This window comes from Pseudomonas sp. F1_0610 (assembly GCF_047470865.1).
Lineage (GTDB): Bacteria > Pseudomonadota > Gammaproteobacteria > Pseudomonadales > Pseudomonadaceae > JAZDRH01.
In genome coordinates this window covers 24,505-39,559 of record NZ_JAZDRH010000022.1, presented here as the reverse complement: position 1 = coordinate 39,559, position 15,055 = coordinate 24,505, and the positions used below count along the sequence as shown (strand labels likewise).

The window sequence follows — 15,055 nt, the reverse complement described above, 5'->3', positions numbered from 1 at the left end:
AACATTTAGTTGTTATTTAAGTTGGTAGGCCAAGCAATTGAGCTGTCGGTGCGCACATAGCTAACGCCTGGCATACCAGGTTTAGCTGCGGGAATTTTGTCTGAATCAAGTAAACGAAGCTTTACGCGAAACACTAGTTTTTGGCGCTCGTTAAAGGTTTCGACTTCTTTAGGGGTAAATTGAGATTTTAATGCAACAAATTGCACTTTGGCGGGCAAGGTTTGATCTAGCGCATCAAGTACAATACGTGCTTCATCACCCACTACCAGTTTGCCTGCAACATCTGTTGGCAAATACACATTCATATATTGATCGGCTGGGTTAATCATTAAAAAAATACGTCCGCCAGCCGCTAACACTTCACCTTCTTCTGCCACTTTCAACTGAATAACGCCAGACATTGGCGCATACAAACTACTATCGGCAATATAGGTGCTGATTTGTGTTACCTGAGCTTGTGCTGCTTTAATTGCTGCTTGCGCAGCCGAGACATTTGAATTAGCTGCATTTAGCGCCGCCGTTGCTGTGTCATACCTTGTTTGATGTTGATCCACCAACTGTTTGCTGGCATTTCCTGTACGCAGTAATTCACGAAAACGCTTTAAGTCTTTGGCGGCTAGGTTTTGTTCACTCTGGCGTAAAACCGTATTAGCTTGAGCGGCTGTTAGACTGTCTTTTGCACGCATCACTTCGGCTTGTGCCTGTGCCAGTTGCGCTTCTAAGGTGGCGGTTTCCATTTTGGCCAATAGTTGACCTTTCTCTACTGGATCGCCTTCATCAAAGAAAATACGCTCAATCTTACCTGCATATTTAGTGGCTATCTGTACTTCTGTCGCTTCTAAACGTCCATTTGCCACGTAAAACCCAGCGGGCAATTTATCTTGTAATGACTTCCAATAACCAAAACCAGCTGCTGCAATAATTAACCCCACAAAAGGAACGAGATACCATTTAGCCGTACTTTTTTGACTGGACATGTTGACTCCTAGGTATAGCCACGCAAAGAAATATATTTTATTTAACTATCTAATTTAGAACTATCTTACTAGCCTAGTTAAAATAACTTAACTTTGCAGCCACTTGCATCAAACAGGCGTGTTTTATCTAGTTTTTTTAACGTATTTTTACAAAAAAACTTGCTTTATTTGGGTGAAGCAACCAACACCTTGTCCAGTGGAATATCCCAACTCTGCACTGGTATATGCGCTAGCTCCTGACAAGCATGCGCAACTCCAACTAAAACAGGTTTACGCCATGTTTTGCGCTGCGTTAAATAGGCAAAATGGCGATCATAAAAACCACCCCCCATTCCTAAGCGACCACCTGTTCTATCAAAACCAACCAACGGCAACAAGACTAAATCTAGCGCCCAAGGCTTAACTTGCAAGTCTCGATTAATTTTTGGTTGCACAATATTAAATCGATTTTTTTCCCACACTTGATTCGCTACTACCTGCTGAAATGCCATTTGTGTTTGTGGCCATGTATTAAGCACAGGCAAATACACTTTTTTACCACAAGCCAACGCGTAATCAATTGTGGGCTGTAAATTGAGTTCTCCATCATTGGCAAGATACATAGCAATGCGTTGATGGCGATGAAACAACGCGCTTTTCACAAACTGCTTTAAAAAGTGCTGGGCAGCTTTTTTTTGCGCTATAGGGCTAAGTGCGCGACGTTGCTCACGTAATGTTTTACGCAGCTGCGCGCGGCTTGGAATGCTATCTGTCATTTGCCTAGATATAAGAGAAAAACCTAGCATAACCAAAGCCTAGATTTTGTTCTATGATGTTTTGCAAGCAATAAAAAACCCAGCGCAATAACTGGGTTTTAAATTAGGTTTCCCCTAGGTGCCGCTGTTAGCATTGGCCTTGAACCCGAAAGTTCAAGGTGGGAGTAGCGAAGACCTTTAGGCTTTCCGTCAAGCGGACATGCTCACCAGTCCAAAAACGAAACTCCCGAGATATAAAATTATCGGCTCAGGGACTCTGCCAACTGGCCAACACCCGAGGAAGTTACTTCAGTATACACGCATCTGATTAGGCATCAAGCGCTATTCAGATAGGTTTTTATCTAAGCGTGTAAGCAAAGTCCGTACTGCTTCAACATCAACACTTTCGGCTTCAGGCTTGGCACTTTTTAGCTGTATGCTTTGTAACTCATAGGTCATATTTAGCGCTGCCATAACAGCAATACGCTCAGTACCTACCACTTTTCCGCTACGACGTATTTCACGCATTTTACTGTCCAAAAAGCGTGCAGCGCGCTCTAAAGCAAACTCCTCACCCTCAGGGCAAGCAATGTGATATGCCTTATCTAGAATATCTACTACAACAGTTTTTGCCTGAGTCATGTATCTTGCTCCAACGCTTTTAATCTCGAAATCATGGCTTCGACCTTCACACGAGCCAATTGGTTCTTTTCAATTAGCTCTGCCCGTTCTTCTCGCCAAGTTCGTTCAGCATTTTTGAGGAGCTGGTGCTGCTGTTTTAACTCTTCATAACGCGAAATAAGCTGATCAACACGGCTTAAAAGGGTTTTAATCTCTGAATCTTTCATAAACCCTCCTGCAACCTAAGCAATAGATTTATTGCTCGATAACATGGTCATTTCAAATCAAGATGACTAGGATAATAACATTCGTTGCTAAGTGCCATGTGGCAATGCTTATTTGCGATAAATTTTACATTAGCCTGCACTTAAAATCTGGATAAAGCATACAATAGTGCGCATATCGCCCCTGTTATGACTGAGACGAAACCTTACAATGTCTGAAAAAACTTCTGCTTATCAAGCCTTTGCGGCCTTACTAGGCGCACAAAACCAGCCACTTTCACCTGCCGAGTTACAAGGTCTGTTAATTGGTCGCTGCTGCGGTGGCGCTAATTTTGAAGTGGCCGATTGGCTAACAGATGCCGCTGAGCTATTTGATGGTGAAATTCCTGAAAGCTTGCATGCCCCTTTAGCTGGCTTATTGCAAATGACCCAAGCAGAGCTGCAATCTAGCGAAGTGATGGCGCTCACTCTACTACTACCTGATGATGATTGCAGTATCGCCGAGCGCACACAGGCAGTCGCTATGTGGTGCCAAAGCTTTTTAGCTGGTTTTGGTTTAGTGGCTGGCAGTAAAAAACTCAGTACCGAAGCCAATGAAGTGCTAGAAGATCTTGTCTCTATCACACAGATTCAGTCTAACGCAGAAGAAAACGAAGATACTGAAGATGATTTTATGCAAGTGTCTGAGTACTTACGCATTGCGCCTATTCTGTTATTTAACGAATTAGGACAACACTCTGTGACAACTGAACCCAACACAGCCGTACATTAAGGAGTAAGCATGTCGTCTATTAGCAAGGCTGAATTTTCTCAACGCCGCCATACTTTTATGGCTCAAATGGGAGCAGAGAGCATTGCTATTTTCCCTTCTGCCCCTATTCCTGAGCGTAACAATAGCGTTGAGTATCGCTACCGCCAAAATAGTGACTTTCAATATTTATGTGGATTTCCTGAGCCACAAGCTATTTTGGTGCTAATTCCAGGGCGTTCTGATGGCAGTACAGTGCTTTTTTGTCGTGACCGCAATCCTGAGCGCGAGCAATGGGAAGGTAAACGTCAAGGGCAAGACGGCGCTATTATTAATTATGGTGTAGATCAAGCCTTCTCCATTGAAGAGGTTGATCAAATTCTACCTAGCTTAATTGATGGCTGCACCCGCGTTTATAGCAATATTGGCGAAGATGCTGACTTTGATAATCAAATTCAAGAATGGACAAATAGCGTGCGTGAACAAGCACGCATGGGCGCTCAAGTACCCACGCAGTTTCATGCGGCTCAACCTATTTTGCATGAAATGCGCTTAATCAAAAGCCCTGCCGAAATTGCCTTAATGCAAAAAGCGATGAATATTTCAGCGCAAGCTCATATTAATGCTATGAAAGCAGCTAAGCAGGGGTTGTACGAGTACTCACTGGAAGCTGAATTAGAGTATGAGTTTCGTAAAGGCGGAGCGCAACATGTCGCCTATAACTCTATTGTCGCCAGTGGCAGCAACGCCTGCATTTTACATTACAACGAAAATGATCAACCGCTTGTTAATGGTGATCTGGTGCTGATTGACGCTGGCTGTGAAATTGATTGCTACGCCAGTGATATCACACGAACCTTTCCTGTTAGCGGTAAATTTAGCACTGAGCAAAAAGCTATCTATCAAATTGTATTAAAAGCTAATTTTGCAGCCTTTAACTACATCTCACCGAAACATCGTTGGTATGACGCACATAATGCAGCCGTCAAAGTGATTACCGAAGGTTTAGTTGAACTCGGCATTCTACAGGGTGATGTAGAGGAACTTATTAAAGCACAAGCCTACCGTCCATTTTACATGCATGGAACTGGGCACTGGTTAGGCTTAGATGTGCATGATGTTGGTGATTATAAAATCAATGGCGAAGGCCGCCCGTTACAAGTCGGTATGGTGCTAACGGTTGAACCTGGTATTTATATTTCACCTGAGGATACGACTGTTGCTGAAAAATGGCGTGGCATCGGTGTACGCATTGAAGATAACGTAGTAGTGACTGCTGATGGCTGCCAAGTATTAACTAATAAAGCACCTAAATCTGTTGCTGAGATTGAAGCGTTAATGGCACAAGCATAAGGAATGAGTATGGCACGTACACAGATTGCGATTATTGGCGGTGGTTTGGTTGGCGCGAGCCTAGCCCTTGCACTACAAGCAGGTGCTAAACAACGGGGCTGGAAAATCACCCTAGTTGAACCTTTTGCCCCAGGCAGCCAATTTCAGCCGAGTTTTGATGCACGTGCTTCTGCACTTTCTTACGGTAGCCAGCAAATTTATCAACAGCTAGGAATCTGGGAGGCCATAGCCCCTCGTGCACAAGCCATGACCTTAGTGCATGTGTCCGACAAAGGGCATTTTGGCAACGCTCGATTGGTGGCTGCCGATGAGGGTGTGCCAGCACTAGGCTATGTTATTGAAAATGCTTGGTTAGGTCATTGTTTATGGCAGGCCTTAGATAGCCAAGTTATTGAGTGGCGTTGCCCAGCCAAAGTAGAGCACATTAAAGCCTTGGCTGATGGCTATCAGATGCAATTAGATGATGGCACTGAACTCACAGCCGAATTAACTATTTTAGCCGATGGCGGACGCTCTAACCTGCGTGAACAACTGGGCGTTAGCGTTACTACTACGCCTTACAATCAGACCGCATTAATTACTACGGTTAGCAGCGATAAAGCCCCTGAAGGGCAGGCCTTTGAACGTTTTTCTGCCGACGGCCCTATAGCTTTACTGCCATTAGTTGATAATCGCTATGTCTTAATTTGGACGCGCGAACCAAACGAAGCTGAGCGCTTGTTTAATCTCGCTGATGCTGAATTTTTACATGAACTCCAAGACTGCTTTGGCTTTCGTGTAGGCGCATTCACTAAAGTAGGCTCACGCCATCAATATCCACTAAGTTTAGCCGCCAGTGACGAGCAAATACGCCCTCATCTAGTAGTATTAGGCAATGCTGCACACAGCTTGCACCCCGTTGCAGGACAAGGCTACAACCTCTCATTGCGTGACACCTTAATGCTGGCAAAACATCTGCTAGCGAGCCAAGCACCTTTAGGTGACTTTGCAACACTGCAAGCCTTTCAGGCTAGCCAATTAAAGGATCAAGATATCACTATTGGCTTTTCAGATCGCGTAACCCGTCTATTCTCCAATAATCAACCCTTACTCGCACTCGGGCGTAATATGGGCTTAATGGGACTGGACTTACTGCCGCCAGCTAAGCATTGGTTTGCCCGACTAGCGATGGGACTCGGAACGCGTTAAAAGGTAAACCATATGCGCAAAGCTCCTTGGTGGTATCGTTGGCTATTTAATATCTATCCGCCCTATCTTGGGGCGGGCGTTAAAATTGACTTTATCAGTGCTGACTTTAGATATGTCAAAGTCAGCATGAAGTTAACATGGTACAACCGTAATTATGTAGGCACTCAGTTTGGTGGCTCGCTGTATTCTATGGTTGATCCTTTTTATATGCTGATGATCATGCGCAATTTAGGACGCGATTATGTGGTTTGGGATAAATCTGCCACTATTAACTTTATTAGCCCTGGTACGGGCAAAGTGCACTGTGAATGCAAAATTGACGAAGCACTTTTAGCCGAGATTCGCCACCACACAGCCAATGGCGAAAAGTACTTACCTAGCTTTCAACTGAAGATCCTCGACTCGCAGGGCAAAACCGTTGCTACTGTAGATAAAGTCGTCTATATAAGGCGCAAACAGCGTCAATAAAGGAGCAAAGATGGATACAGATATTATTATCGTTGGCGCAGGCATGGTAGGCAGCACTCTCGCCCTTGCCTTAAAAGACTGTGCTGTATCTGTCACTGTACTAGACGCTAGCCCACTTACACTAAAAGAATTTACCCCTGATACAGCCTTTGAGCCTCGCGTAAGTGCTTTATCTTTTGCCAGCCAAACTATTTTAGATAATCTTGGTGCTTGGCAAGGCATCCTTCAACGTCGAGCCAGCCCTTATGATTTTATGCATGTGTGGGATGGCGATGGCACAGGCGTTATCGATTTTAGCGCCCATAGTGTGCATGCCGAGCACTTGGGCCATATTGTAGAAAACGCTGTGGTGCAAGATGCGCTCATTGAGCAATTGCACAATACCCAAATTCAATTGATCAGTAATGCCCGTGTGGAAAATGCACGGCGCAGTGGTAAAGGATGGTTAGTACAACTGGCTGATGGTCAAGAAATTACAGGGCGCTTATTGGTCGCTGCCGATGGTGCCAATTCTGTTATTCGCCGTTTAACAGGCTGCGAAACTCGTGAATGGGATTATGGGCATCATGCTGTGGTAACCAGTATTCGCACAGAACAACCGCATCAAAAAACAGCCTGGCAGCGCTTTACTAATACAGGTCCTATTGCGCTATTACCTCTAACACATGTTAACGACGGTGAACATTGGTGTTCCATTGTATGGTCAACCTCACCAGAAGAAGCCCAGCGCTTAGTCGAGTTAGATGAGGCTACCTTCTGTGCCGAACTCACTAGCGCCTTTGAAAGCAAGCTAGGCAAAGTAGAGCACAGCGACACTCGCTTCAATATTTTACTACGTCAGCGTCACGCTAAACGTTACATCGAACAAGGCTTAGCCTTTATTGGCGATGCCGCACATACTATTCACCCTCTCGCAGGGCAAGGTGTCAACCTTGGTATGCTAGATGCAGCAACGCTGGCAGAAGTACTACTACATGCACTGGATCGCCAAGAAAACTTTGCCTCAGAACAAGTCCTTAGCCGCTTCGAACGCCGTCGTATGCCAGCTAACCTCGCCATGATGGCTGCCATGGAAAGCTTCAAACGCCTCTTCCAAGCCGATGCACTACCACTACGCTGGCTACGCAACACAGGGCTTAACCTGATGCAGCAAAGTGCTGAAGCAAAAGCCTTATTTGTACGCCAGGCATTAGGTGTGAGTGGTGATATTCCAAAATTGGCTAAAGTAGTCAAAGTCACATAAACCGCATTTCAAATGATCCTAAAACTTCCTTGGCCTTGAGCGTACAAGAAAATTATTGCTACACACGGAGAAAAAGTCATGAAGAATGCCTTTTGGCTAGTAGTCAGCCTGTTTATCTCCTTTATCAGTTCAACTTCGCAAGCAGAAATAAATCCAGCCAAAAAACAAGAATATCAGGCTAAATATTGTGTAAAAACGCCAACAGATGACGGCTGTTCAGAATACAGTGTTGAATTTCCTCAGTTTGATCATCAAACGTGGCTAAACCAGTACATTGAAACCAATGTACGCCGCGCTATTACTGACGATGAACCTAGTTTTGCTATGCCTTGGCCCGAGTTTTTGCAGCACTATGCAAAACTCAGTGTAGAAATTGAAGGCGACGATATTTGGACACTCAATGAATCGATCAATGTTGAATCAATAGGAATGCATGATTCTTGGGTAGTATTAGCGTTTTCAACCTATCAATATTACAAAGGTACTCCACATGGCATGCCCAGCCGTTATTTTCGTGTGTTGAATATAAAAACCCAGCAAACGCTAACTTTGGACGATATTTTATGACCCAATAAAGAGTCCAAAGTAACGCTAGAAAAACTTCAATATAAAGCCGTTGAGCAGTATTTCTTAGCGATGCTGGACATGCGTGCGGCAGAAACAGCAGAACACTTTGCAAGTAAAATGTTTATGTTCCACTTAAGTACCGATTGGCGCCCCGTTAAAGAAGGATTAGTTTTTGGCTATGGTGCTTATGAGATTGGCCCTTACGTCATAGGCATGCCAGAAGTTTTAGTTAAAAAAGAAGACTTAAAAGGCATAGTGCAACCTGCTTTCTTAAAGCAACTGGAGACTTGGCCAACCTCTTATGAGTAACTCGGTTTAAACGCTTATTTAAAAGCCATTTGTTTGATCTAACAGCCCTATTTCACAGCAGCAAAATAAAACTATTTGAGTTAGTAAATGATATTCACTATCATCCAAGCAGTTTAATTAACCATTAGGGAACGCTATGAAACTGCGCAAATCGTTATTAGCTGTATTGGCTACCTCACTTCTCACTGGCAATTTATATGCCGCTGATGATGAAGTTGTAGTCTATTCATCACGGATTGATGAGCTGATTAAACCTGTATTTGACGCTTACACCAAAGAAACTGGGGTAAAAGTTAAATTTATTACCGACAAAGAAGCACCATTAATGCAACGCATTAAAGCCGAAGGCAAAAATGCAGTAGCTGACCTTCTTATCACAGTTGACGGCGGCAACCTATGGCAAGCCGAACAAATGGGCATTTTGCAGCCAATCAACTCTGAAATCATCAATGCCAACATTCCTTCACAATACCGTTCAAGCACCAACGCTTGGATTGGACTTTCATTACGGGCGCGTACTATTGTCTACGCACCTGATCGCGTAGATGAAGGCGAATTAACCACCTATGAAGCACTAGCCGACAAAAACTGGGATGGCCGCCTGTGCCTACGTACCAGTAAAAAAGTCTACAACCAGTCACTAACTGCCACTATGATTGAAACCCATGGTGAGAAAGAAACCCAAAAAATTGTTGAAGCTTGGGTAAACAACCTAGCTACTGATCCATTCTCTGATGATAACGCCGTCATCTTGGCAGTGGATGCGGGTCAGTGCGACGTGGGCATTGTAAACACCTATTACTATGGCCGTTTACACAAAGCTAACCCTAAACTAGGGGCTAAACTCTTTTGGCCTAACCAAAATGACCGCGGTGTGCACGTTAACCTATCAGGTATTGGCTTAAACAAATACGCACCACATAAAGAACAAGCTATTAAGCTCGTTGAGTGGATGACTGGGCCGACCGCTCAGCGTATTTTTGCTGACACCAACCAAGAATTCCCTGCAAACCCTGCCGTAGCACCTTCTGAAGAAGTAGCAAACTGGGGTAAATTTAAAGCAGACACTATGCCTGTTGAAGTAGCTGGCAAGCGCCAAGCTGAAGCTATCCGCTTAATGGATCGCGCAGGCTGGCGTTAAGTAAGCAACACACGCTCAGGTAATAAATTGCCTGAGCGTTTTTATTTACAGTTTTGCTATTGCCCCAATTTTTTAATTTAGCTAAGCTTTATCCGCTTTATCTTTTCTACTTAGGAAGTGAGGACGACCTCACCTCTCCCCTTTCATACAGGACGGCCTGTCGAGGTTTTTATGACTTGGTTTGTTCTTATCATTGCTGGATTATTTGAAGTTTGCTGGGCCATCGGCCTGAAATACAGCGAAGGCTTCACACGGCTTTATCCCTCTATTTTCACACTGGTCACTATGGCCATTAGCTTCTACTTGCTATCTATTGCTATGCGTAGCCTACCTGTCGGCACTGCTTATAGTATTTGGGTCGGTATTGGTGCTGTTGGCGCTGTTATTGTTGGCGCCGTAGCCTTTAATGAAAGCTTAAACCCAATTAGAGTGATCAGCGTTGGCCTTATTATTGCTGGCATTATTGGCTTAAAGTTAACCAGTTCTTAATAGATCCATCTTCAATATGTAGGCGTACTCAAAGCCTGCGCCTACATATAAACAGCATTCCAAAACTAATAGCTCGACTCAATCAGCAGATTTCCTGTCTGCTTGTTCTTTTAATAACACAGACGAAAACAAAACATTCTAAAAACTTAAGACCTTAGAAGCCCTATATAAAGTGCTTTTCTATAGCAGTATTGGATGTCTTTTTTATTACAAAATTAAAAATTCAATTTGCAACTGGTCTAGCCCAGTTGTCATAAAACTTTAGCACTTGCCACTTAGCATAGCCTCATCAAGCCCATTCAATGGGCAGCCAATATGAGGTAGATATGCACGCAACTACACAGAAAACACGCAATAATCCGCATGTAAGTGTGTATAACATAGAAAAGCGCTTTAACCATTTCACCGCGCTAGATGGTGTTTCACTGGATATTGAGCAAGGTGAGCTGGTGTGTTTGCTAGGTCCATCTGGTTGTGGAAAAACCACCTTATTGCGCTGCATTGCGGGCTTAGAGCAACAAGACAGCGGCAAAATATTTAATGGCATACGTGATATATCTTATCTCCCTCCTCAAGCGCGTGATTACGGTATTTTATTCCAGTCTTATGCGCTCTTTCCGAACCTGACCGTACAGCAGAATATCGCTTACGGGTTGGCTGGCAATCCACGCTTAATGGTGAAAGATCGTGTAGCAGAGATGCTAGATTTAGTAGGGCTTACAGGCAGTGAAAAGAAATACCCCAGCGAACTTTCAGGCGGGCAACAACAGCGTGTTGCGCTCGCTCGCGCATTAGCGCCTTCCCCGTCATTACTGCTGTTGGATGAACCTATGTCGGCACTGGATGCCCGCGTACGTGAGCATCTTTGCACTGAACTGCGCAACCTACAAAAAAGCTTAAACATTACAACCTTGATGGTTACTCATAATCAAGATGAAGCCATGCTGATGGCTGATCGCATTGCTGTGATGAATCATGGACGAGTTGAGCAATACGCCACCGCTGAGGAAATCTACCGCCAGCCTGCAACGCCTTTTGTGGCGGAGTTTGTTGGCCAAGGCAACTGGCTTCCGTTCCAACGTAACGACTTAGGCGTGGCTATGGTGGGCGAGCAAGAAATCTACTTAAACCACCCATTGACGCATAATCAAGGGCGTCTCTTTTGCCGACCTGAAGCAGTGCGTTTCAACCAAGTTAGCGCTAATGACAATAATTTCAGCGCCAATGTGCAGGATATAACTTTTTTAGGCAGCCGTTGCTTGATGCGTTTTGAGCTAGACACGCTGCCAGGTCACTCTTTACAAGCCGAGATTGCCCCTAGTGAAATGCCAGCCATTGTAGATGGCAAAGTCAAGGTGACATTGCCTGCTAACCAACTGCACGTATTTGCTTAAGGTATTGGTATGAGCATTACAACATCGGCACCTAAGCTGCAACAGAAGCCATGCAAATCGTGGTTAGATATCTTGTTTGTTGCAGGCGGCAAGTGGCTATTATTAGGTGTGCTTACGATAGCAGTACTTTTTCCGCTGGCCGCTATTTTCTGGCGTGGTTTTAATCCTGATGCAAGCCAAGGCGGTGGCTTAACAGCCGCTTTGAGCCTCTTTTCCAGTGATAATTTTCGCTGGTTACTGGGAAATAGCATTAAGGTTTCTATCAGTGTTGCCTGTCTGGTTGTTCCGCTGGCGTATCTCTTTGCTTACGCCTTACAACGCACGTTAATTCCAGTTAAGCCACTATGGCGCGGGGTTTCACTATTGCCTTTACTCGCACCGTCAATGCTACCCGGCATTGCTTTGGTGTATTTGTTTGGCAATCAAGGTTTCCTACGTAGCCTTGTTAGCGACAATATTTATGGTTATTGGGGCATTGTATTAGGTGAAGCCATTTACACCTTTCCACATGCGCTAATGATCTTACTTTCAGCGTTATCTATGGCCGATGCACGGCTATTTGATGCAGCTTCCAGTATGGGGGCTTCATCATGGAAAAGCTTTCGTTCAGTGACTTGGCCTTCTAGCCGACAAGGTGTTTTTGCTGCATTTTGCTTAGTATTTACCCTGACCATTACTGACTTTGGCGTGCCTGTTGTAGTAGGTGGTGATTACCAAGTACTTGCCCTTGAAGCCTACAAAGCTGTGATTGGACAACAGCAGTTTGGACGCGGTGCGCTCATTGGTATGGTACTGCTATTACCTGCCATTTTTACCTTTACCTTAGATGCTTGGTTACGCCGACGTCAGCGCGATAGCCTCAGTTCTCGGGCGCAAGTATATGTACCCAAAAGCAACCCTAAACGTGACTGGGCATTTCTAGCCTTTGTATTCATGCTATGTGCTGTGCTATTTGGCGTATTTGCCATGGCTGTTTACTCGTCCTTTATTCAGTTTTGGCCTTATAACCTGTCATTTTCATTACGCCATTATAATTTTGATGGTTTACCAGGTGGCTGGCTAGCTTATTTCAATAGCTTAAAACTGGCCTTTAGCACGGCTATTTTCGGCAGCCTAATCATCTTTACGGGCGCGTACCTAATAGAAAAAACCAGTGCGCAAAAATGGCTCAACACCGCTTTGCGTATGCTGAGCTTTGTGCCCATGGCAATTCCTGGATTAGTGCTGGGTTTAGGTTATGTATTCTTTTTTAACCTACCTAATAACCCATTAAGCTTTCTATACGGCAGCATGGCTCTACTGGTGCTCTGCTCCATTGTGCACTTTTTCACAACTGCTCATATGACTGCCAGTACAGCGCTACGCCAATTAGATAAAGAGTTTGAAGCTGCATCGCTATCACTCAAAGCACCGCTTTATCGGCACTTTTACACAGTAACACTACCGATTTGCTTGCCTGCATTATTGGATATTTTTCGCTACCTATTTGTATCCGCAATGACCACAGTATCGGCGGCAATTTTCCTCTATAGCCCTGACACCATCCTAGCGGCCGTCGCTGTATTAAATATGGATGATGCAGGCAATGTAGGCGGGGCTGCTGCCATGTCAACCCTGATTTTAACCACCTCAGCTGGCGTTTCAGCAGCGCTTGCTTTGGCCTCCCGTGGTCTTGTTCGGCGCTCACAAGCTTGGCGTCGTGGTGACCTTTCTCATTAAGGATTTCTTATGCATTACCAATCCCCAAAAAAACTTGAAGCCGTCATTCTTGACTGGGCAGGCACTGTTGTGGACTTTGGCTCTTTTGCGCCCACTAAAATTTTTGTTGAAGCCTTCGCCAGCTTTGGCATTGATGTATCGCTTGAAGAAGCTCGCGGGCCTATGGGCATGGGCAAATGGGACCATATTCGCAGCCTCTGTAACCAAGAAGCTGTCGCTAAACGCTTTATTGCCAAATTTGGACATAGTGCAACAGATGAGGATGTCACAGAGATTTATAACCTCTTTATGCCATTACAAATCGCCAAAGTAGCGCAGCATAGCGAACTTATTCCAGGTGCTTTAGACGCCATCCAAAGTCTACGCAATAGTCAGTTAAAGATCGGAAGCTGCTCAGGCTATCCCAAGGTAGTAATGGATAAAGTAGTGGATTTAGCACGCACTAAAGGCTACGAAGCCGATCATGTAGTCGCCACTGATGAAGTACCTCGCGGACGCCCTTCTCCAGCGCAAGCCTTAGCTAATGTAATAGCGCTAGGCATTAACAACCTAGCCGCTTGTGTAAAAGTAGACGACACCGAGCCAGGCATTTTAGAAGGCAAAAACGCAGGCATGTGGACAGTGGCATTACGCTTCTCTGGTAATTTTTTAGGTCTAACCTATGAGCAGTACCAAAGCTTAAGTGCAAACGAAAAAGAGCAACAGCGCCAACGTATTGATGCGCTATTTGCACTTTGCCAGCCCGACTTTCTAATCGACACCATCACTGATTTACCCGCTGTTATCTCTCAAATCAATCAAAAACTGGCTGCTGGCGAATTGCCTAGCCGCTAATCCTCTATAGGAGCTTCACATGTTAAAACGCTTAACACTTGCCGCGAGCTTAGTTTTTACAGCCAATGCCAGCTTTGCCGCCAGCCAATTGACGGTGTATACCGCCTTAGAAAATGAGCAATTACAGGCTTATCAACAAGCCTTTGAAAAGCAAAACCCCGATATCAAAATTAAATGGGTTCGTGATTCCACTGGCATCATTACTGCAAAATTATTAGCAGAAAAAGACCGTCCTCAAGCCGATGCGGTGTGGGGCCTAGCTGCTTCAAGCTTGGCTATTTTAAAAGATCAAAATATGCTGCAAGACTACGCACCTAAACACCTTGCCGATATTGATCCAAAATTTCGTGATGCCAGCAACCCACCAGCGTGGGTAGGCATGGATGTCTGGGCGGCCACAATTTGCTTCAACACTATTGAGGCTAAAAAGCAAGGCATTACTAAGCCAGTATCTTGGGAAGACCTAACTAAACCTGAATACAAAGGCAAAATTGTAATGCCAAATCCAGCTTCATCAGGCACAGGTTTTTTAGATGTTAGTGCTTGGCTGCAAACCTTTGGCGATGAGTCAGGCTGGGCGTACATGGATAAACTGCATCAGAATATCGGACAGTATGTTCATTCAGGCTCAAAACCTTGCAAAATGGCAGCCGCTGGTGAATATCCCATCGGTATTTCCTTTGAATACCCAGCTATTCAACTTAAGCGCCAAGGTGCACCGCTAGATATCGTCCTACCTAAAGAAGGCCTTGGCTGGGAAATTGAAGCCACCGCTATTATTAAAGGCACAAAAAACCTTGAAGCGGCACAAAAGTTGGCTGATTTCTCTAGCAGCGAAGAAGCCATGAAGCTATACAGCGCTAACTTTGCTGTTTTAGCCAACACCAAAGTACCTGTTACTCAAACAGAACTGCCAGCGGATTATTCACAGCGCCTTATCCAAAACAACTTTGTATGGGCTGCCCAAAACCGCGATCAAATCCTCACTGAGTGGCGCAAACGCTACGACGGTAAATCAGAGAAGTAATCTGCGAGGAGGCCGCCAA

At 44.7% G+C, this 15,055-nt stretch carries 17 protein-coding genes and 1 other RNA gene; 13 read left to right on the top strand and 5 right to left on the bottom strand.

The genetic code is table 11. From position 1 onward, the window contains the following. Positions 1 to 5: 5 nt before the first annotated feature. The 5 genes from VQ643_RS12110 to VQ643_RS12090 form a co-directional block, all read right to left on the bottom strand. The gene (locus VQ643_RS12110) at positions 6 to 977 is read right to left on the bottom strand and encodes an HlyD family secretion protein (RefSeq protein WP_414200052.1); all 972 of its coding nucleotides are present in this window, start codon (positions 975 to 977) and stop codon (positions 6 to 8) included. 164 nt (positions 978 to 1,141) lie between these two features. Next, positions 1,142 to 1,762 carry a 5-formyltetrahydrofolate cyclo-ligase gene (locus VQ643_RS12105; RefSeq protein WP_414200051.1) on the bottom strand — a complete coding sequence of 207 codons (621 nt, stop codon included), beginning with the start codon at positions 1,760 to 1,762 and terminating at the stop codon, positions 1,142 to 1,144. 75 nt (positions 1,763 to 1,837) lie between these two features. After that, a non-coding RNA gene (gene ssrS, locus VQ643_RS12100) (6S RNA) lies at positions 1,838 to 2,017 on the bottom strand. A 36-nt stretch (positions 2,018 to 2,053) separates the two neighbouring features. Further along, entirely contained in the window at positions 2,054 to 2,353 is a 300-nt protein-coding gene (locus VQ643_RS12095; RefSeq protein ID WP_414200050.1) for a cell division protein ZapA, read from the bottom strand. Continuing rightward, positions 2,350 to 2,559: a TIGR02449 family protein gene (locus VQ643_RS12090; RefSeq protein ID WP_414200049.1), complete on the bottom strand. Its 210-nt coding sequence runs from the start codon at positions 2,557 to 2,559 to the stop codon at positions 2,350 to 2,352. Before VQ643_RS12090 ends, VQ643_RS12095 begins: the two co-directional genes overlap by 4 nt. Positions 2,560 to 2,767: 208 nt before the next feature. On the opposite strand from VQ643_RS12090, the gene VQ643_RS12085 reads away from it, so the two are divergent. The 13 genes from VQ643_RS12085 (at position 2,768) to VQ643_RS12025 (ending at position 15,036) form a co-directional block, all read left to right on the top strand. Then, positions 2,768 to 3,328 (top strand): UPF0149 family protein, encoded by a 561-nt coding sequence (locus VQ643_RS12085; RefSeq protein WP_414200048.1) that lies wholly within the window; start codon positions 2,768 to 2,770, stop codon positions 3,326 to 3,328. 9 nt (positions 3,329 to 3,337) lie between these two features. After that, the gene (pepP, locus tag VQ643_RS12080) at positions 3,338 to 4,657 is read left to right on the top strand and encodes a Xaa-Pro aminopeptidase (protein WP_414200047.1); all 1,320 of its coding nucleotides are present in this window, start codon (positions 3,338 to 3,340) and stop codon (positions 4,655 to 4,657) included. A gap of 9 nt (positions 4,658 to 4,666) precedes the next feature. Then, a complete protein-coding gene (ubiH, locus tag VQ643_RS12075; protein WP_414200046.1) occupies positions 4,667 to 5,845 on the top strand; it encodes a 2-octaprenyl-6-methoxyphenyl hydroxylase in 1,179 nt (392 codons plus the stop codon). Positions 5,846 to 5,857: 12 nt separating this feature from the next. Beyond that, positions 5,858 to 6,313 carry a DUF4442 domain-containing protein gene (locus tag VQ643_RS12070; protein ID WP_414200045.1) on the top strand — a complete coding sequence of 152 codons (456 nt, stop codon included), beginning with the start codon at positions 5,858 to 5,860 and terminating at the stop codon, positions 6,311 to 6,313. A 10-nt stretch (positions 6,314 to 6,323) separates the two neighbouring features. Continuing rightward, a complete protein-coding gene (locus VQ643_RS12065; protein ID WP_414200044.1) occupies positions 6,324 to 7,556 on the top strand; it encodes a 2-octaprenyl-3-methyl-6-methoxy-1,4-benzoquinol hydroxylase in 1,233 nt (410 codons plus the stop codon). Between the two features lie 78 nt (positions 7,557 to 7,634). Beyond that, on the top strand, positions 7,635 to 8,123 hold the full coding sequence (locus VQ643_RS12060) for a hypothetical protein (RefSeq protein WP_414200043.1): 489 nt from the start codon (positions 7,635 to 7,637) through the stop codon (positions 8,121 to 8,123). A gap of 69 nt (positions 8,124 to 8,192) precedes the next feature. Continuing rightward, positions 8,193 to 8,432: a DUF3298 domain-containing protein gene (locus VQ643_RS12055; protein ID WP_414200042.1), complete on the top strand. Its 240-nt coding sequence runs from the start codon at positions 8,193 to 8,195 to the stop codon at positions 8,430 to 8,432. A 136-nt stretch (positions 8,433 to 8,568) separates the two neighbouring features. Continuing rightward, complete coding sequence (locus tag VQ643_RS12050) at positions 8,569 to 9,573, top strand: extracellular solute-binding protein (RefSeq protein ID WP_414200041.1); 1,005 nt, start codon at positions 8,569 to 8,571, stop codon at positions 9,571 to 9,573. A 171-nt stretch (positions 9,574 to 9,744) separates the two neighbouring features. Further along, positions 9,745 to 10,062: a quaternary ammonium compound efflux SMR transporter SugE gene (gene sugE / locus VQ643_RS12045; protein WP_414200040.1), complete on the top strand. Its 318-nt coding sequence runs from the start codon at positions 9,745 to 9,747 to the stop codon at positions 10,060 to 10,062. A gap of 326 nt (positions 10,063 to 10,388) precedes the next feature. Continuing rightward, the gene (locus VQ643_RS12040; protein WP_414200039.1) at positions 10,389 to 11,456 is read left to right on the top strand and encodes a putative 2-aminoethylphosphonate ABC transporter ATP-binding protein; all 1,068 of its coding nucleotides are present in this window, start codon (positions 10,389 to 10,391) and stop codon (positions 11,454 to 11,456) included. 9 nt (positions 11,457 to 11,465) lie between these two features. Further along, positions 11,466 to 13,175 carry a putative 2-aminoethylphosphonate ABC transporter permease subunit gene (locus VQ643_RS12035; protein ID WP_414200038.1) on the top strand — a complete coding sequence of 570 codons (1,710 nt, stop codon included), beginning with the start codon at positions 11,466 to 11,468 and terminating at the stop codon, positions 13,173 to 13,175. 9 nt (positions 13,176 to 13,184) lie between these two features. Then, positions 13,185 to 14,009: a phosphonoacetaldehyde hydrolase gene (phnX, locus tag VQ643_RS12030; protein WP_414200037.1), complete on the top strand. Its 825-nt coding sequence runs from the start codon at positions 13,185 to 13,187 to the stop codon at positions 14,007 to 14,009. 19 nt (positions 14,010 to 14,028) lie between these two features. Beyond that, a complete protein-coding gene (locus VQ643_RS12025) occupies positions 14,029 to 15,036 on the top strand; it encodes a putative 2-aminoethylphosphonate ABC transporter substrate-binding protein (RefSeq protein ID WP_414200036.1) in 1,008 nt (335 codons plus the stop codon). The last annotated feature ends 19 nt before the right edge of the window (positions 15,037 to 15,055 follow it).